The sequence below is a fragment of the Mesorhizobium sp. M0854 genome, assembly GCF_040319815.1.
GTDB lineage: Bacteria > Pseudomonadota > Alphaproteobacteria > Rhizobiales > Rhizobiaceae > Mesorhizobium.
Genome location: NZ_JAMYOL010000002.1, coordinates 112,389 through 129,679, shown reverse-complemented (window position 1 = coordinate 129,679; position 17,291 = coordinate 112,389). Strand labels below are relative to the sequence as shown.

The following is a 17,291-nucleotide window of genomic DNA, read 5'->3' as shown; positions in this document are numbered from 1 at the left end:
CCGAGTCCGCAATCCGCAGGCCTGGTGATTCTCGCCGGCACGCATTCAGCCCGCACGATTGGGCGTTCCGAGGACATGGGATTTCGGCGGCAGCATGACGTCGTCGAATGTCTGCGTGAACATCGCCGCCGCAAAGAAAGCGACGGCGCGCAGGGTTTCGGTGCCGGTGTTGACGAGGTCGTGCCGGACCGGCGTCGGAAGTACCAGGACGCTGCCGGGCCCGACCGGGTGGGTGCTGCCGCCCTCAATGTGTAGCTCGCCGGTGCCGGCGATGATGTATTGCGTCTCTTCGGTGGCGTCTCTGTGCCAGCCGAGCCGCTTGCCGGGCTCGATCTCGTAGACAATGACCGAGGACTGGGTGGTGCCGTGCCCGCCGTAAACCGCGAAAGCGCCGGCCCATTTGACCGACAGATCGTCCTCTGCCCAAACCAGCGAACGTTCGAGCCTGTCGGATGCGACGACTGCTGTCATGGCTTCGTTCCTCTCAGCGAATTGCGAACACGAATCTAGATGATTTTTCTGGTCTGCGTCAGCAAAACTGGCTGCTGACCGTTCCCCGTCCATTGCGCGTGACGATTTGCCGGGCCGCGATCCGATCTATTCTACTCTCGGGCCGGATCACTGAGCCGATCCCCCAATGCAACCAAGCCTTTACCTTTTAGTCAGTTTTGAGTTGCCCCTGCGTTGCGTTCGTGGTCCGGTACAACCAGGGCGCTCAATGCGGCATTCGGCAACGGTCGCCTCACCGACCGTCAGGGCAACACACCGTCGAGCCAATACAGGAGATAGCAATGGGCATTTTCGACAGTATCAAAGGTGCGATTTTCGGAAACGCGGTTGCGGGCGAAGCGCCGCCGGCGCAACCGTCTCCCGCGCCTGCTTCGAGCACGGCCACCCAGCCGACGGCGCCTACCCGATCCGCCCCGGCTGCAACCCCAGCTCCGGCCGCGCCGGCCGCGCCGTCCTCTGCCCCTGACATCGCTGCCATTCTCGACAAGGCGGTGGCCGCGAGGGGGCAGAAACTCAACTGGAAGAATTCGATCGTCGACCTGATGAAGGCTCTGAATATCGACAGCAGCCTCGGCGCCCGCAAGGAGCTTGCCCACGAGCTGAACTACACCGGCGATATGAACGACACTGTAACGATGAATCTGTGGCTGCACGACGCACTGATGAAAAAGCTGGCCGAGAACGGCGGCAAGCTTCCGAGCGACCTGGCCGCCTAGAGTCACAAGACAAGCAATTCCAGGAAAACGTGTGAACGGTTTTCCGTCCGGAATTGCGTCAAACAAAAAAGACAGACCGGTTCTGCCCGCACCGTGGTTCTTGCTGCGCCGGCTTCGGCCGCAACCGAGCAGACCACACTGCCAAGCATCAGACTGCCCGTAAATAAAACTGAGACCGATCCCGGCCGCCGGGATTGGGTCCATGGCGAAGTCGCATGGCACAAAAGCGCTGCCCTCGCGCCCGGATTGCCTCCCGCAAAACCGACGATTTCGGTCGCTGCCCACGCGCTGGTAGGACCACCATTTTGCTGGCGAAACGCGACGTTCGGCGTATCATTCTCTCGGGAGAGGGTTCATGGTGGGAGGAAGCCAATGAACGTGGTGAAGCGGGTGACGGTCGCCGACTTGACAGCCCAAGAGCTTGTTTCATCTGCGCTTTCACGGTTCGGTGCCGGCGACACCGTATCGACGAGGGCGATGCTGGACATCGTTCGCAGGACGGCTCCGGCCTGCGGCAACAGTGACGACGATCTGGTCGAGCTTATCGTCATGACGGCGGTTGGTAGGACCATGGGCGTCGTGTTCGACCATCGCTCCCATTAAAACAATCTGGAACGAACATCAGGCTGCGCCCAGGAGCAGTGGCGGGCGGTGGCAGCGCCGCCAAAGAGGCCGGCCTGTTTGTGCGTGAAGGTCGGCCTGGCACCAAGCCATTGCTTTGAGCAAAACCGCTGCTCATGCCGGGTCATGCCCGAAGCCGGTAGTTGGGCGACACGCTCGAAGGAACTCGCTGAAATCTTGCCCGTTATGCTCTCGTTGAGATGAGGAGAGCTGCCATGGCCGACGACAAAACCAAGACCGACAGTCGCGACCGCTCACGAGTGGCGGGCGGCGAAGACTACGAGGTACGTCACTTCGCCGAGGAAGCGGGCATTACCCCTGAGCAGGCGCGCACGCTGATCAAGCGCCACGGCACCGACCGCAAGGTGCTGAACGAAATCGCCGAGAGCATAAGAGCGTCGTAATGGCTGACAAGAAAACCGCAATGGCCGACCGCAAGACGCGCGATCTGGACGAAAAGGAGGCTCTGCGCCTGGCCGAAACCACCGACGTTTCGCCGAAGCAGGCGAAGGATCTGATGCGCAAGCACGGCAAGGACAGCCCGAAGGTCGAGAAGGAAGCCAAGAACTTCAAGGCCGAGGGCTGAGCCGCCCAGCCGGTTGGACGCGCGGCATGGGGCCGCGATCCTGCGGCTTATCGGTTTTCTAACAAATTCGGCCTATCCCTTCCGCTATCGCGGCTCAGGGATGCCATATGCGCGGGATATCTGGTGGGGCGAGGCCGTCGATAGACGACATACGGCATGTGAGGCTGATGTTTTGCCTGGTGGCGGCGGTCGTGATGGCGGCGGCGCTCCTCGCCTTTGCCCACTCCCTCCTGCAGGATCCCGATAGCTGGTGGCACATCAAGGTCGGCATGGATATGCTGGCACGCCGCACATTCCCCACCGTCGACATCTATTCCTATACTTTTGCCGGCCAGCCATGGATCGCCAAGGAATGGCTTAGCCAGGTCCTCCTTGCAATTGCCTTTCAAGCCGGCGGCTGGAACGGCGTGGTGCTGCTGGCGACTGCAGTAATCGCGCTTACGGCCTTCTTGACGTCGTGGCATCTCAGCGCGTGGTTGAAGCCGACGCTGGCGATAGGACTGACGCTGGTTCTCGCGCTCTTGATCGGGCCAATCTATGTCGCCCGGCCGCACATCTTTACCTTGCCCATCATCGTCGTCTGGACCGCCGGTCTTTTCCAGGCCGCACGCAACGAGAAAGCACCGCCCTTATGGCTGCTGGCGCTGCTTTGCCTCTGGGCCAATCTCCATGCCACCTTCACCTTCGGTTTCGTCATCGCCGCCTTCGCCGGCCTCGATCTCGTCATGCGCACACGCTTGTCGAACCCCCGGCTGCTGGCCAAGTGGATCCTTTTCGGGCTGCTTTGCCCACTGGTCAGCCTGCTCAATCCCTATGGCGTCAAGGCCATACTCGCCACATTCACCGTGGCCTATGGCAATGAGGCGGTGCCTTACATTGCGGAGTGGCAGCCCTTCGACGCCGCGCGGCACACCCTCCAGGAGGTGGCCCTGCTGGTGGCGCTTTTCGGGCTGCTCGTGTCGAGATTGCGCATTGGCTGGGCCAAGGCGCTGTTCCTTGTCTTCACGTTGCACGTCTATCTCACCCACATACGGTTCATGTACCTGTTCTTTCTTCTCGTGCCGGTGGTCCTTGCCGTCGAGGTCGCGCAACAATATCCAGCGCTTTCAGCCGAGAAATGGGCGGCGGAAAAGCGTGACGGACTTGAACAATTTTTCACACGGCAATTTTCCAGGATTTGTGCTGGACTTGCCGTTTTGCTGGTTTTGGCGGCTGCCGCCTTCACGAGCTATCCGGTCGCGCCGAGCCAGAAGACCTCGGCGAGGGACGCACTGGCCTTTGCCCAAACCCATAATCTGTCGGGCAATCTGCTGAACTCCTACGATTTCGGCGGCACGCTGATTTTTCATGACATCAGGACGTTTATTGACGGCCGCGCGGATCAGCTCTTCCTGAATGGCTTTACGGAAACGGATGAGCAGACTGGGCACAGCCGGGGCAAGCCGATCCTGAAAGCCCAACTCGACAAATATACGATAGGCTGGGCATTGTTGACCGCCGACGACAGCCGCATTCCGTTCTTCGACCAACTGGGCTGGAAGCGGGCCTATGCGGACGATTACGCGGTGATCTACACCCCCGCGGACTGAGCCCCGGCAGCTTCGCGCGCCGGTGCGCACCTCCCCCCTGAAGCTTCGGCCAGCGCCGAGGCGGCGAAATCCTTATGGGATTTTGATTTCTTTGCTCCGCGTCCCGTCTCGAACCTTTATGGCACTTTGATCCATATTCACGGGAGCGGTGTATCCAGCCGCCGATATGATGCGGCGACGGGTTTGGATAGTTTGTTAAAGTAAACAAACAAATACAACATAAGGAAAACGCGCGGTGGACATAGTTTTTGTCGCGATTGGAATCGCGTTCTTTGCTCTATGCTTCGGCTACATCAAAGCTTGCGACAAGCTGTAAGTTTAGGGGATCGTAACATGCTTTTCGACTATATCCTCGGCGGCGCCGTGACCTTGTTTCTTCTCGCCTACCTGACATACGCCCTCGTTCGCCCGGAACGCTTCTGATCTCCGCTGGCAAGGAGCCAACCCCATGACAATCAACGGATGGCTGCAGATCCTCGTCTATTGCGGGATCGTCGTTCTGCTGGCCAAGCCGCTCGGCGGCTACATGCATCGCGTTTTCAGCGGCGAGCGCACATTCCTGTCGTCAATTCTGGCCCCGCTCGAGCTCGGGCTCTACCGCATATCAGGGACCAGCGAGCGCGAGGAGCAGCACTGGACCTCCTACGCGGCGGCCCTGCTGTTCTTTAACCTGGCCGGCTTCCTGGTGCTCTATTTGCTGCAACGGCTGCAAGGCGGCCTGCCCTACAATCCGGCCGGCATGACCGCCGTCGAACCTGGGCTGGCCTTCAACACCGCCGCCAGCTTCATGACCAACACCAACTGGCAGAACTACGGCGGCGAAAGCACGATGTCCTATCTCGTGCAGATGGCCGGCTTGACCGTGCAGAATTTTCTGTCGGCGGCGACTGGCGTCGCCATTGCGGTCGCATTGATCCGCGGCTTTGCCAGGGCCTCAGGCAAATCGATCGGCAATTTCTGGGTCGATATGACCCGCGGCACGCTCTACCTGCTTTTGCCCTTTTGCATCGTGTTAACTCTGGTCTATGTCTATCTCGGCATGCCGCAAACGCTCGCTGCCTACGTCAACGCGACGACGCTCGAAGGCGCGCAACAGACTATCGCGGTCGGGCCGGTCGCTTCCCAGGTTGCCATCAAGATGCTCGGCACCAATGGCGGCGGTTTCTTTAACGCCAATGCAGCGCATCCCTTCGAAAATCCCGATGCAATCTCCAACCTGATCCAGATGGTGACGATCTTCGCCCTCGGCGCGGCGTTGACCAATGTCTTCGGCCGCATGGTAGGCAACCAGCGCCAGGGCTGGGCAATTCTGTCGGCTATGGGCGTGCTGTTCATCGCCGGCGTTGCCGTCTGCTACTGGGCGGAAGCCGCCGGCAATCCGCTCGTCCATGCGCTGGGCGTCGACGGCGGCAACATGGAGGGCAAGGAGAGCCGCTTCGGCATCGCCCTGTCGGCACTGTTTGCCGTCATCACCACGGCCGCATCCTGCGGCGCGGTCAACGCCATGCATGACAGCTTCACCGCACTCGGCGGCATGATCCCCATCATCAACATGCAGCTCGGCGAGGTTATTGTCGGCGGCGTCGGCGCCGGCTTCTACGGTATCCTGATGTTCATCGTCATTGCCGTTTTCGTCGCCGGGCTGATGGTCGGACGCACGCCCGAATATCTCGGCAAGAAGATCGAGGCCAAGGAGGTCAAGATGGCTATGCTGGGCGTGCTCTGCCTGCCGCTTGCAATGCTGATCTTCACCGCTATCGCGGTGGTGCTGCCGACCGGCGTTGCTTCCATCGCCAATGCCGGCCCGCACGGCTTCTCCGAGGTTCTCTATGCCTACACCTCGGCCGCGGCGAACAATGGCTCCGCCTTTGGCGGCCTCAGCGGCAACACGCCCTGGTACAACGTAACGCTCGGCATCGGCATGCTGATGGGCCGGTTCCTGGTCATTATTCCGGCGTTGGCGATTGCTGGCTCGCTGGTTGCAAAGAAGACCGTCCCTGCCTCCGCCGGCACCTTCCCGACCGACGGTCCGCTGTTCGTCGGGCTGCTGGCCGGTGTCATCCTGATCGTCGGCGGCCTGACCTTCTTCCCGGCCCTGGCGGTCGGACCGATCGTCGAGCACCTGGCGATGATTCACGGTCAGACATTCTGAAACGGCGATGCCCTGGTTCAAGATCATACCTCGAAAGGTCCGGCATCGCCCCGAGCCGGAGGGGGAGAAAACGCCCCCTCCTTTCCCGACGCTGTCCACATTCCTCGCTATTGCGGCAGCCTTGATCATGATCTGGCTGCTGGCTTACGGGCCGCCGCACCTTCGTTCGGCACACGATCGACCGGTCAACAACATCGACACTGGAGCTACCAAATGAGCCCGTCGAAATCCGTGAGCATCATGGATACCCGCATTCTGTGGCCCGCTATCGGCGGTTCCTTCAGAAAACTGAACCCGCGCACCTTGATGCGAAACCCGGTGATGTTCGTCGTCGCCGTCGTCTCGGCGCTCACCACCGTGCTGTTCGTCAAGGATCTCGTTACCAGCGGCGGCGATCTTGGCTTCACGCTGCAGATCATCATCTGGCTGTGGTTCACCGTGCTCTTCGCCAATTTCGCCGAAGCGGTGGCCGAAGGCCGCGGCAAGGCGCAAGCTGACTCGCTGCGTCGGGCGCGAACCGAGACGCAGGCCAAGCTGTTGAACGGTGGCGACCGCAGCAAGTTCAAACTGGTGCCCGGCACCAGCCTGAAGGTCGGCGACATCGTGCTTGTCGAAGCCGGCGACATCATCCCCTCGGACGGCGAGGTGGTCGAAGGCGTGGCGTCGGTCAACGAGGCGGCCATCACCGGCGAATCCGCACCGGTCATCCGCGAATCCGGAGGCGATCGTTCGGCGGTGACCGGCGGCACGCAGGTCTTGTCCGACTGGATCCGCGTGCGCATCATTGCGGCTGCCGGTCATACGTTCCTCGACCGCATGATCTCGCTGGTCGAGGGCGCCGAGCGCCAGAAGACACCCAACGAGATCGCGCTCAACATCCTGCTCGTCGGCATGACGCTGATCTTCGTGCTGGCGACGGCGACGATCCCGAGCTTCGCCTCGTATTCGGGCGGCTATATCTCGGTGACCGTGCTGGTCGCCCTGTTCGTTACCCTGATCCCGACCACAATTGGCGCCCTGCTGTCGGCTATCGGCATTGCCGGCATGGACCGCCTGGTGCGCTTCAACGTGCTCGCCATGTCGGGCCGCGCCGTCGAGGCGGCCGGCGATGTCGACACGCTGCTGCTCGACAAGACCGGAACCATCACGCTGGGCAACCGTCAGGCGACGGCATTTCGTCCGGTCAAGGGCGTCACCGAACAGGAACTGGCCGACGCGGCTCAGCTTGCCTCGCTTGCCGACGAAACGCCGGAAGGCCGCTCGATCGTCGTCCTGGCGAAGGAAAAATACGCTATCCGCGCCCGCGACATGGCAAGCCTGCACGCGACTTTCGTGCCCTTCACCGCGCAAACCCGCATGAGCGGTGTCGATCTGGAAGGCTCCTCGGTCCGCAAGGGCGCAGTCGATGCGGTACTTGCCCACGTCAACCTCTCGACCGTTGCCACAGGCAGTATGCGCCCCGGCAGCGACACCGTCCGCGACCTTCAGGCGATCGCCGACGAGATCGCCAAATCGGGTGGCACTCCACTCGCGGTCGAGCGCGACGGGCGCCTGCTCGGCGTCGTCCATCTGAAGGACATCGTCAAGGGCGGCATCGCAGAACGCTTTGCCGAATTGCGCCGCATGGGCATCCGCACGGTGATGATCACCGGCGATAATCCGATGACCGCGGCGGCGATCGCGGCGGAAGCCGGCGTCGACGACTTCCTTGCCCAGGCGACGCCCGAGGACAAGTTGAAGCTGATCCGCGACGAGCAGGCCAAAGGCAAACTGGTCGCGATGTGCGGCGATGGCACCAACGATGCGCCGGCCCTTGCGCAGGCCGATGTCGGCGTTGCCATGAACACCGGCACGGTCGCGGCGCGCGAGGCCGGCAACATGGTCGATCTCGACAGCGATCCGACCAAGCTGATCGAGATCGTCGAAATCGGCAAGGCGCTGCTGATGACGCGTGGCTCGCTGACCACCTTCTCCATCGCCAACGACGTGGCCAAGTATTTTGCCATCATCCCGGCAATATTCGCCGTCTTCTACATCGCCCCGGGCCAGACCGCCGGGCCGCTGCAAGCGCTCAATGTCATGCATCTGGCGACGCCGCAGAGCGCTATCCTCTCGGCCATCATCTTCAACGCGCTGATCATCATTGCGCTGATCCCGCTGTCGCTGAGGGGCGTCAAATACCGCGCGGTCGGCGCCGGTGCGCTGCTCAGCCGCAATCTCATTGTCTATGGCCTTGGCGGCGTCGTAGTGCCCTTCGTCGGCATCAAGATGATCGACATGGCCATCACCGCTCTCGGTCTCGCCTAAGGAACCACGTCGATGCTCAATCAAATCAGGCCCGCGATCGTCATGATCGTCTTCTTCACCATTCTGACGGGTTTGGTCTATCCGACCGGCATGACCGGCATTGCCCAGGCGCTGTTTTCGCGCCAGGCCAATGGCAGCCTGATCGAGAAGGACGGCAAGCTCGTCGGTTCCGAGCTGATCGGCCAGGCTTTCGAAAGCGACCGCTACTTCCATGGCCGCCCGTCGGCTGCCGGCGACGGCTACAATGCCGCCGCCTCGGGCGGCTCGAATCTCGGCCCGACCAACCCGAAGCTCATCGACAGGATCAAGAGCGACGCCGAAAAGCTGAGAGCCGAAAACCCGAGCCAGCCGGTACCGATGAATCTGGTCACCACGTCCGGCAGCGGCCTCGATCCGCATATCAGCCCCGATGCGGCCTATTTTCAGGTTGCCAGGGTGGCCAAGGCCAGGGGCGTCGATGAATCCAGGATCAAATCGCTTGTCGACAGCCATGTCGAAGATCGCGAATTGGGATTCATCGGCGAGCCGGTAGTCAATGTGCTGGCCCTCAACCTTGCGCTGGACGATGCCATGAAACAGTGAAGGACCGGCGCCGGGATCGACACCGAAGCCGGCGCCGTTCATGATTGACCCGTATGCCAGACGACAGACGCACCGCCGAAACCAGGCCCTCTCCCGACGCGCTGCTCGAGCATGCCGAGCGGGAGGAGCGCGGCCGCCTGAGGATATTTCTCGGCGCCGCCCCCGGTGTCGGCAAGACCTACGAGATGCTGATGTCGGGCCGCGCCAGGCTGGCCGACGGGGTCGACGTGGTGATCGGCATCGTCGAGACGCACGGCCGCAAGGAAACCCAGACGCTGGTCGAAGGCTACGAGGTCATTCCTCGCCTTGAGATCGATTACAAGGGGCGGATCCTTGAGGAGATGAATCTCGACGCCATCCTCGCCCGGCACCCGGCGCTAGTTCTGGTCGACGAACTCGCCCACACCAACGTCGCCGGCAGCCGTCACCCCAAGCGCTATCTCGACGTCCAGGAAATCCTGACGCACGGCATCGATGTCTACACGACGCTGAATATCCAGCACGTCGAGAGCCTGAACGATGTCGTGGCGCAGATCACCCGCGTCAGGGTGCGGGAAACTGTCCCCGACTCCATAATCGACCAGGCCGACGACATCGAGATCATCGACCTCACCCCCGACGATCTGATCAAACGGCTTGAGGAAGGCAAGGTCTACATCCCCAGCACCGCCCAGCGCGCCATCGAGAACTATTTCTCGCCGGGCAATCTGACGGCGCTCCGGGAATTGGCGCTCCGCCGCACTGCCCAGCGGGTCGACGAGCAGTTGCTGACCCACATGCAGGCCCACGCGATACCCGGGCCTTGGGCGGCGGGGGAAAGGGTTCTCGTCTGCGTCGATGCGCGTCCGGGCGGGGCGGCCCGTGTACGTTATGCGCGGAGGTTGGCCGACCGGCTCCGCGCCCCTTGGACGGCGCTTCATGTCGATACCCCTCGTTCAGCTGCCATGCCCGAGGAGGACAAGGATCGGCTGGCGACGCAGCTGCGCCTTGCCGAGCAGCTCGGTGCCGAGGTGACGACCATTCCGGGTCAGAACGTCGCGCAAGACATCGTTCGGCATGCGACGGCGAACAACTTCACCCATATCGTGATCGGCAGGCCGACCCGATCGCGTTGGCGGGAATTGATCGAAGGCTCGCTCACTTACGATCTCATCCGCAATGCCGGCGACATCAGCGTCCATGTCATTTCGGGAAACGAACGCAACGCCGAGGCGACGTCGAGGACCGTCAAGGCGGCGGACGAGCAGTGGCAGTTCGAGATCTGGCCCTATCTCAGGGCCACGGCCTATGTTGTTGGCTCGCTCGCCTTCGCCGTCCTTCTCGACCAGTTTCTCGACGTCCGCAATCTGGCGATCATCTTTCTCATTGGGGTCCTGACGTCGGCGGTGACCGGCGGTCTCTGGCCGGCTTTGTATGCCTGCCTCATCAGCGCCATTGCCTTCAACTATTTCTTCCTGGAACCACGCTACACGCTGACGATCGAGGATCCGGAGAGCATCGTTGCGCTGGCTGTCTTCCTGGTTGTTGCGGTCATTGGCAGCAATCTAACAGCGCGCGTGCAGCGTCAGGCGGTCGCCGCGCGCTCGCGGGCACGCGCCACAGAAGATATTTATCTCTTCTCAAAGAAGCTCGCCGGCGCTGGGACGCTTGATGACGTTCTCTGGGCGACTGCCTTCCAGATCGCCTCGATGCTGAAGCTGCGCGTGGTGCTGCTTCTGCCGGAGAACGGCACAATTGCGGTCAAAGCCGGCTACCCACCCGACGACACGCTGGCCGAGGCCGACATCGCAGCAGCCCGCTGGGCCTGGGAGCATAACCGCGCCGCCGGGCGCGGCGCCGACACGCTGCCCGGAGCAAAGCGCCTCTATCTGCCCTTGCGGACCGGACGCACGGCGGTAGGCGTTGTCGGCCTCGACAACGACAAGCAAGGTCCGCTGCTGACACCCGAGCAGCAGCGTCTGCTCGATGCGCTCGCCGACCAGGCGGCGGTCGCCATCGAGCGCATCCAGCTCGTCGCCGATGTTGACCGGGCCAAGCTTGCGGCCGAGGCAGACCGTCTGCGCTCGGCCTTGCTCACCTCCATTTCCCACGATTTGAAAACGCCGCTTGCCGCCATCATGGGCGCGGCCGGAACACTCAGGGACTTCGAGGCCGCGCTTCCCGAGCAGGACCGGGCGGAACTGCTGTCGACCGTGCTCGATGAAGCGGAGAGGCTTAACCGCTTCATCGCCAATCTGCTCGATATGACCAAGATCGAATCCGGCACGATGGAGCCGAACTATGCGTTTCACTATCTCGGCGACATTGTCGGTTCAGCTCTGTATCGGGCCCGCAAGATCGTCGGCGAGCATAAGACCGAGATCGACATTCCATCGGATCTGCCGATGTTGCGGGTCGACCCCGTTCTGTTCGAACAGGTGCTGTTCAACCTCCTCGACAATGCTGCAAAATACGCGCCGCCAGGTTCGACGATCCGCCTGCAAGCCTGGGCCGACAACGGCTTCGTCATCCTGCAGATCATGGATGAGGGACCAGGCATTCCGCCAGCGGATCTAGAGCGCGTTTTCGACACTTTCTACCGTGTGCGCAAGGGCGACCAGGTGCGTGCCGGCACCGGGCTCGGCCTGTCGATTTGCCGCGGCTTCATCGAAGCGATGGGCGGGACGCTCTCGGCGGCAAACAGGTCCGACCGCTCGGGGGCGGTTTTCACCATCAGGATGCAGGTGGTGCCGACAGAGCTGCCCAACCTCGGCGAACCCGAGACGGGCCATCAAAATATGGACGATCTGGCATGACGAGCCTAGATGTCAGGATATTGGTGGTCGACGACGAACCGCCGATCCGGAAACTGCTTCGCGTCGGGCTTGGCAGCCAAGGCTATGCGATCAGCGAGGCGCCGAACGCCAGGGCGGCGATTGAACTCATCGCGACGGAAAAGCCGGACCTTGTCCTGCTCGATCTCGGCCTCCCCGGCATGAGCGGCCATGATTTGCTGCGCAAATGGCGGGATGATGGCCTGGACATTCCCGTGGTTATTCTTTCCAGCCGCACTGATGAGGCCGGCATCGTGTCCGCCCTTGAACTCGGCGCCGACGACTATGTCACCAAGCCGTTCGGTATGAACGAGCTTGTCGCACGCATCCGCGTAGCGCTTCGCCACAAATTTCAGCAGCAGGGTGAGAGACCGGTGTTCCAAACCGGCGACCTCTCCGTCGATCTGGTGAAGCGCGTCGTCAAGGTCGAGGACAAGGAGATAAAGCTCTCGCCGAAAGAATACGACATTCTTCGCACCTTGGTGCAGCACGCCGGCAAGGTTCTCACCCACCAGTTCCTGCTGAAGCAGGTCTGGGGCGATTCCACCGACGTTCAATATCTCAGAGTCTATGTCCGGCAACTCAGGCTAAAGATTGAGAAGACGCCCGACCAGCCCCGCTATATCACGACCGAGACCGGCGTCGGATACCGGCTGCGCGAAGTCGACTGACGCGACGAGCATCCGAAGCCGAAATGCCTCTTCCAATCTGCTTCAAATCAGCGGCGGCCATGGCGTCGCCGGACAAAAGCCCTATATTAAGCGAAGATTGGTTTTGTGCGGGAATGAACGAATGCCACGGCTTCGTCTATTGACGTTTCTAGGGTCGGCAATGCTGACTGCGGCGATGCTGTCGGGCGTAAATCCAGCTGCATCGGCACAGGTCGGCAGTCCCGCCGATCGCAACGTGTTGATCCAGCAAGACCAATTGCAGATGTTGGAGAACAGGCTGCGGCGGCAGCAATACCAGCAGCAGCAACAGCAGTACCGTGCCCTGGATCGCCAAATCCCAATACCGCAACGGCAGGAGGTGCCGCAGATGAGGCCAACTTGCCAGTTGCTGCCGTCAGGGAGCGGCTTTGTCAGCACCTGCCGCTGACGACCGGTCCCTTTCATTTATTTAGCCGACTTATATACTGGGGAAACCGCTCCGCCTGCGCCCCATTGAAAGCGGGCGAGTTTGCAACGCTGCCCTTGCCGTCTGGGCACCGATTCGACTGGATTATCGAATGGCAGCCAGCAAGAAGAAGGTTGTACGCAAGGCAAGGAAGGGCGACGGGGTTCGCCAGGTCGCGGCGATTCCCTTTCGGCTGAACGAGCATGGCGATGTCGAGGTGATGCTGGTCACATCGCGAACGACGAGGCGCTTCATCGTACCGAAGGGCTGGCCGATGAAGGGCAAGAGCGGCCGCAAGGCAGCCACCATCGAAGCACAGGAAGAAGCCGGTGTTCTCGGCAAGACACTGAAACAGCCTGCCGGCACCTACCACTACTGGAAGCGGCTGGCGAACCGCTTCGTTCGCGTCGATGTCGTCGTCTATTTGCTTGAGGTAACCGAGGAACTTGCCAAGTGGCAAGAAGCCAAGAGACGGCAGCGGGCATGGCTGACGCCGACCGACGCGGCGTTGCTGATCGACGAGCCGGATCTTTCGACTCTGGTGAGGAACATCAGGATTGCCGAACTGGAGCATAATCCCAAAAAGCGGAGTCCGGCGTTCGGAAAAGATCCCGCTCAATAGAAGATGGAGGCATGCCCCGACTGTGTCGGGATGGAATTGGTTTCCAGCGCCCGCCGCCCCCGTCTCTTGAACCGATGCCTCACTGACTGCCATCGTCTTCCTCGGGCAGAGGCCGCGCCGGCGTGCCGGTATAGGCCCACAGCCATTCGCGCGGCAGTGGCCCTTTGTTGCGTTCGCTCTCCTGCGACTGTTCCCATGCATGTGCGAGGATGCCGACGGAGCGCGACAGCACGAAAAGGCCCCGCGTCAGCGGCGGCGGGAAGCCGAGCTCGCCGTAGATGACGGCCGTGGCGCCGTCGATATTGAGCGGGATTTTTTTGCCCTTGCGCCGCGAAACCTCGGCCTCGACCATCTCGGCGATATCGGCGAAGCGCCCGCTGACGACGCCGCGCGCGGCAAAGTCACGGGTCAGCTCGATGAGGCGGGGCGCCCGCGGGTCGACCGGGTGGAAGCGATGGCCGAGCCCGGGCACATAACCGTCCTCCCCAGCAAGGAAATGATCAACCCGCAGCGACACGGCGCCCGTGAGGGGCACGCCGGCGTCCACTTCAGCGGCGATGTCGCCGTAGAAGGAAAGCGCCTGTTCGCCGGCGCCGCCATGCACATCGCCAAGCACGTTGATGGCAGATGCCATGGCGCTGTTGATGCCGACGCCGCACGTGATCGCCATGCGGGCGATGGCGATCGACGGCGCCTGCGGCCCATGGTCGACGGCAGCACCCAGCGCGATGCCGAGCAGCGCCGCCTGCTCCTCGCTCGGCAGTTCGCCGCGCAGCATGAGCCAGATCATTGCCGGAAAGCTGACGCGACCGATCAGATCCTGGATTTCATAGCCGCGCAGCCGGATGACGCCGGGGCGCATCTCGATGATGCCGGTCTGCCACCATTCCTCGCCGCGCGCGCGGCCAGCCTTGTTTTCCGTGTCGCTCATGGCTTCTTTTCCGTGCCGCTCATGCCTTCGCTCTTTTCTTGGCGCGTGGCGGCAGGTTGGCAAAAACTTCGTCCATATGCTCGCCCAGCTCCGGCGGCGGCCTGCTCGGCAAAGGTGCCTCGCCATCGACCATGAAGCCGCCGCGCACCACGGTCAGCGGCCTAGCCATCCCGGACACGGCCTGGAAGCGTACCGTCATGCCGCGCTCGATCACTTGTCTCTCTTGCAGTACCTGCGGGATTGTCAGCACCCGGCCTGCCGGCACGCCGGCGCGATTGAACGTCTCCTCCCAGGCGGCGGCCGAGCCGCTCGCCAAGGCATCCTCGATCAGCGCTTTCAATGCAATGCGGTTCTGCTTGCGCGTTTCGCGCTCGGCAAAGCGGACATCCGACGCCAACTCCGGCCGACCGATCAACCGGCACAGTGTGACGAACTGCTCTTGCTTGTTGGCGGCGATGTTGAGCAAGCCGTCGCCGGTGCGAAACGCGCCAGACGGTGCGGCCGTCATGTTTTCATTGCCCATCGGCTGCGGCTCGACGTCCGCCGTCAGATAGTTCGACACCGGCCAGCCGAGCGCAGAAAGCGTGCATTCGAGCATCGACACGTCGAGGAACGCGCCCTCGCCAGTCGTCTTCTGCTTGACCAGTGCGGCGGTAATGGCGAAGGCTCCGACCAGCCCGCCAAGCGTATCGGCGACGGGATAGCCGACACGCAGCGGCGCCGTTTCCGGTGTACCGGTGATGCTCATGATGCCGGAAAGACCCTGGATAATCTGGTCGTAGGCTGGATTGTCGCGCATCGGCCCGGTCTGGCCGAAGCCCGATATCGCACAGTAGACAAGGCTTGGCCGGACCTCCTTCAGCCTGGCATGGCCAAGCCCCAGCCGGTCCATTACGCCGGGGCGGAAATTCTCGACCAGCGCGTCGGCCGAAGCGACCAGATCGAGGAAGCGTTCGCGGTCGGCCTCCTGCTTGAGATCGAGCGCCACCGAGCGTTTGCCGGCATTCTGCGCCAGGAACGAAGTGCCCATGCCCGCCCGGTTGAGCTCCGGCGAGGCGCCGAGCTGGCGCGCCAGATCACCACCTTGCGGCGTCTCGACCTTGATGACGTCGGCCCCGAGCAACGCCAGCTGGTAGGCGCAATAGGGGCCGGCCAGCACATTGGTCAGGTCAAGGACGCGGATGCCGGAAAGCAGGTCGGTCATGACGTCACGAACAGCTCAGGCATCGCCCGGCACGTGCTCCGGCCCGCGCAAGCGCCTGTGCTCGATGTAGGCCCAGATATGCGGTCCAACCAGGCCGATGAAGGCCAGCGTCAGCAGCGTCAGCGACAGCGGATGCTTGTAGAACACCGTCCAATCGCCGTTCGAGATGGTCATCGCGCGGCGGAACTGCGTTTCCGCAAGCGGCCCGAGAATCATGCCGATGATGACCGGCGCGGTCGGGAAATCGAAACGCCTCATCAGGAAGCCGGCGGCACCGAGCAGATAGAGGATGACGAGGTCGATCGGCGATTGCGAGATGCCGTAGGTGCCGACCGTGGCGAACACCAGGATGCCGGCATAGAGCTGCGGCGCCGGGATCTTCAGCAATCGCACCCAGAGCCCGATCAGCGGCAGGTTGAGGACGACGAGGATGACATTGGCGATGAACAGGCTGGCGATCAGCCCCCACACCAGGTCGGCCTGCGTCGTCAGCAGCAGCGGCCCCGGATTGATACCGTAGCTCTGGAACGCCGACAGCATGATCGCGGCCGTCGCCGAGGTCGGCAGGCCGAGCGTCAGCATCGGCACCAGCACGCCGGCCGCGGATGCATTGTTGGCCGCTTCCGGCCCGGCAACGCCCTCAATGGCGCCGACCGTGCCGAACTCCTCCTTGTGTCTGGAGAGTTTTTTCTCGATAGCATAGGAGAGGAAGGTCGGGATTTCGGCGCCGCCGGCCGGCATGGCGCCGATCGGGAAGCCGATCAGGGAGCCGCGCAGCCATGGCCTCCACGAGCGCGACCATTCAGCCGCGGTCATGTAGAGCGACCCTTTCAACGGCACGATGTCGTCCTTGCCGGCATAGCGGCGCGAGGCCATGTAAAGCGTCTCGCCAACGGCGAACAGGCCAACGGCGACGACGATGACGTCGACGCCGTCCAACAATTCGCTCATGCCGAAGGTGAAGCGCGGCTGCCCCGTCTGCAGGTCGACGCCTATCATGCCGACAACGAAGCCGACGAACAGGCTGGTCAGGCCGCGCACCGACGACGAGCCGAGCACTGCCGAAACCGTGATGAAGGCCAGCACCATCAGCGAGAAATATTCGGCCGGGCCGAAGGCCAGCGCGAATTTGACGACGATCGGCGCCAAGAAGGCAACGCCGATGGTGCCCAGCGTGCCAGCGACGAAGGAGCCGATCGCCGAGGTTGCCAGGGCCGCACCGCCGCGGCCGGAGCGGGCCATCCGGTTGCCTTCCAGCGCGGTGACGATGGTGGCGCTTTCGCCAGGCGTGTTGAGCAGGATCGATGTCGTCGAGCCGCCATACATGGCACCGTAGTAGATGCCGGCAAACAGGATGAACGACGCCTCCGGCGCCACCTGGTAGGTGATCGGCAACAGCAGCGCGATGGTCAGTGCCGGCCCGAGGCCGGGCAGCACGCCGATCGCAGTCCCCAGCGTGGTGCCGACCAGGCACCATATGAGATTGATCGGCGAGAAGGCGACCGAAAATCCGTGCGCGAGATGACCGAGCGTTTCCATGGC

The 17,291-nt window shown here is 62.5% G+C and carries 17 protein-coding genes; 13 read left to right on the top strand and 4 right to left on the bottom strand.

The genetic code is table 11. From position 1 onward, the window contains the following. Positions 1-45: 45 nt before the first annotated feature. Positions 46-471 (bottom strand): cupin domain-containing protein, encoded by a 426-nt coding sequence (locus NKH99_RS03520; RefSeq protein ID WP_352994653.1) that lies wholly within the window; start codon positions 469-471, stop codon positions 46-48. Positions 472-791: 320 nt separating this feature from the next. Between NKH99_RS03520 and NKH99_RS03515 the strand changes: the two genes are divergently transcribed. From NKH99_RS03515 to NKH99_RS03455, 13 genes are all read left to right on the top strand, one after another. After that, positions 792-1,226 (top strand): DUF3597 domain-containing protein, encoded by a 435-nt coding sequence (locus NKH99_RS03515; RefSeq protein WP_352539401.1) that lies wholly within the window; start codon positions 792-794, stop codon positions 1,224-1,226. A gap of 372 nt (positions 1,227-1,598) precedes the next feature. Then, on the top strand, positions 1,599-1,829 hold the full coding sequence (locus NKH99_RS03510) for a hypothetical protein (protein ID WP_353012651.1): 231 nt from the start codon (positions 1,599-1,601) through the stop codon (positions 1,827-1,829). Positions 1,830-2,062: 233 nt separating this feature from the next. After that, the gene (locus NKH99_RS03505) at positions 2,063-2,251 is read left to right on the top strand and encodes a DUF3606 domain-containing protein (RefSeq protein WP_352502669.1); all 189 of its coding nucleotides are present in this window, start codon (positions 2,063-2,065) and stop codon (positions 2,249-2,251) included. Then, positions 2,251-2,433 carry a hypothetical protein gene (locus NKH99_RS03500; protein WP_352469832.1) on the top strand — a complete coding sequence of 61 codons (183 nt, stop codon included), beginning with the start codon at positions 2,251-2,253 and terminating at the stop codon, positions 2,431-2,433. Before NKH99_RS03505 ends, NKH99_RS03500 begins: the two co-directional genes overlap by 1 nt. 107 nt (positions 2,434-2,540) lie before the next feature. After that, on the top strand, positions 2,541-4,022 hold the full coding sequence (locus tag NKH99_RS03495; RefSeq protein WP_353012648.1) for a hypothetical protein: 1,482 nt from the start codon (positions 2,541-2,543) through the stop codon (positions 4,020-4,022). 333 nt (positions 4,023-4,355) lie between these two features. Beyond that, a complete protein-coding gene (locus NKH99_RS03490) occupies positions 4,356-4,445 on the top strand; it encodes a K(+)-transporting ATPase subunit F (RefSeq protein WP_023675300.1) in 90 nt (29 codons plus the stop codon). A 25-nt stretch (positions 4,446-4,470) separates the two neighbouring features. Beyond that, entirely contained in the window at positions 4,471-6,174 is a 1,704-nt protein-coding gene (gene kdpA, locus NKH99_RS03485; protein WP_352814472.1) for a potassium-transporting ATPase subunit KdpA, read from the top strand. Between the two features lie 213 nt (positions 6,175-6,387). Next, on the top strand, positions 6,388-8,481 hold the full coding sequence (gene kdpB, locus NKH99_RS03480) for a potassium-transporting ATPase subunit KdpB (RefSeq protein WP_352818271.1): 2,094 nt from the start codon (positions 6,388-6,390) through the stop codon (positions 8,479-8,481). Positions 8,482-8,493: 12 nt separating this feature from the next. After that, complete coding sequence (gene kdpC, locus NKH99_RS03475; RefSeq protein ID WP_353012644.1) at positions 8,494-9,063, top strand: potassium-transporting ATPase subunit KdpC; 570 nt, start codon at positions 8,494-8,496, stop codon at positions 9,061-9,063. 53 nt (positions 9,064-9,116) lie between these two features. Beyond that, positions 9,117-11,858: a DUF4118 domain-containing protein gene (locus NKH99_RS03470; RefSeq protein ID WP_353012641.1), complete on the top strand. Its 2,742-nt coding sequence runs from the start codon at positions 9,117-9,119 to the stop codon at positions 11,856-11,858. Then, a complete protein-coding gene (locus tag NKH99_RS03465; RefSeq protein WP_352767058.1) occupies positions 11,855-12,547 on the top strand; it encodes a response regulator transcription factor in 693 nt (230 codons plus the stop codon). Before NKH99_RS03470 ends, NKH99_RS03465 begins: the two co-directional genes overlap by 4 nt. 160 nt (positions 12,548-12,707) lie before the next feature. Beyond that, positions 12,708-12,974, top strand: a complete 267-nt coding sequence (locus NKH99_RS03460) for a hypothetical protein (RefSeq protein ID WP_352539406.1) — start codon at positions 12,708-12,710, stop codon at positions 12,972-12,974. 130 nt (positions 12,975-13,104) lie between these two features. Next, the gene (locus NKH99_RS03455) at positions 13,105-13,614 is read left to right on the top strand and encodes an NUDIX hydrolase (RefSeq protein WP_353012638.1); all 510 of its coding nucleotides are present in this window, start codon (positions 13,105-13,107) and stop codon (positions 13,612-13,614) included. Positions 13,615-13,693: 79 nt separating this feature from the next. On the opposite strand, the gene NKH99_RS03450 is transcribed toward NKH99_RS03455, so the two are convergent. The 3 genes from NKH99_RS03450 to NKH99_RS03440 are packed head-to-tail and all read right to left on the bottom strand — an operon-like array spanning position 13,694 to position 17,288. After that, positions 13,694-14,545 (bottom strand): citryl-CoA lyase, encoded by an 852-nt coding sequence (locus tag NKH99_RS03450; protein WP_352469450.1) that lies wholly within the window; start codon positions 14,543-14,545, stop codon positions 13,694-13,696. Positions 14,546-14,564: 19 nt separating this feature from the next. Then, a complete protein-coding gene (locus tag NKH99_RS03445) occupies positions 14,565-15,749 on the bottom strand; it encodes a CaiB/BaiF CoA transferase family protein (protein ID WP_353012635.1) in 1,185 nt (394 codons plus the stop codon). Positions 15,750-15,764: 15 nt separating this feature from the next. Next, a complete protein-coding gene (locus NKH99_RS03440; RefSeq protein ID WP_352979048.1) occupies positions 15,765-17,288 on the bottom strand; it encodes a tripartite tricarboxylate transporter permease in 1,524 nt (507 codons plus the stop codon). Positions 17,289-17,291 lie beyond the last annotated feature (3 nt).

What these genes read in the sequence shown, in the direction of transcription:
- NKH99_RS03455 (WP_353012638.1), top strand. Translation starts at nt 13,105, where the DNA reads ATGGCAGCCAGCAAGAAGAAGGTTGTACGCAAGGCAAGGAAGGGCGAC.
- NKH99_RS03470 (WP_353012641.1), top strand. Translation starts at nt 9,117, where the DNA reads ATGCCAGACGACAGACGCACCGCCGAAACCAGGCCCTCTCCCGACGCG.
- NKH99_RS03515 (WP_352539401.1), top strand. Translation starts at nt 792, where the DNA reads ATGGGCATTTTCGACAGTATCAAAGGTGCGATTTTCGGAAACGCGGTT.
- NKH99_RS03440 (WP_352979048.1), bottom strand. Translation starts at nt 17,288, where the DNA reads ATGGAAACGCTCGGTCATCTCGCGCACGGATTTTCGGTCGCCTTCTCG.
- NKH99_RS03505 (WP_352502669.1), top strand. Translation starts at nt 2,063, where the DNA reads ATGGCCGACGACAAAACCAAGACCGACAGTCGCGACCGCTCACGAGTG.
- kdpC (WP_353012644.1), top strand. Translation starts at nt 8,494, where the DNA reads ATGCTCAATCAAATCAGGCCCGCGATCGTCATGATCGTCTTCTTCACC.
- NKH99_RS03520 (WP_352994653.1), bottom strand. Translation starts at nt 471, where the DNA reads ATGACAGCAGTCGTCGCATCCGACAGGCTCGAACGTTCGCTGGTTTGG.
- kdpA (WP_352814472.1), top strand. Translation starts at nt 4,471, where the DNA reads ATGACAATCAACGGATGGCTGCAGATCCTCGTCTATTGCGGGATCGTC.
- NKH99_RS03460 (WP_352539406.1), top strand. Translation starts at nt 12,708, where the DNA reads ATGCTGACTGCGGCGATGCTGTCGGGCGTAAATCCAGCTGCATCGGCA.
- NKH99_RS03445 (WP_353012635.1), bottom strand. Translation starts at nt 15,749, where the DNA reads ATGACCGACCTGCTTTCCGGCATCCGCGTCCTTGACCTGACCAATGTG.
- kdpB (WP_352818271.1), top strand. Translation starts at nt 6,388, where the DNA reads ATGAGCCCGTCGAAATCCGTGAGCATCATGGATACCCGCATTCTGTGG.
- NKH99_RS03495 (WP_353012648.1), top strand. Translation starts at nt 2,541, where the DNA reads ATGCGCGGGATATCTGGTGGGGCGAGGCCGTCGATAGACGACATACGG.
- NKH99_RS03465 (WP_352767058.1), top strand. Translation starts at nt 11,855, where the DNA reads ATGACGAGCCTAGATGTCAGGATATTGGTGGTCGACGACGAACCGCCG.
- NKH99_RS03510 (WP_353012651.1), top strand. Translation starts at nt 1,599, where the DNA reads ATGAACGTGGTGAAGCGGGTGACGGTCGCCGACTTGACAGCCCAAGAG.
- NKH99_RS03450 (WP_352469450.1), bottom strand. Translation starts at nt 14,545, where the DNA reads ATGAGCGACACGGAAAACAAGGCTGGCCGCGCGCGCGGCGAGGAATGG.
- NKH99_RS03500 (WP_352469832.1), top strand. Translation starts at nt 2,251, where the DNA reads ATGGCTGACAAGAAAACCGCAATGGCCGACCGCAAGACGCGCGATCTG.
- NKH99_RS03490 (WP_023675300.1), top strand. Translation starts at nt 4,356, where the DNA reads ATGCTTTTCGACTATATCCTCGGCGGCGCCGTGACCTTGTTTCTTCTC.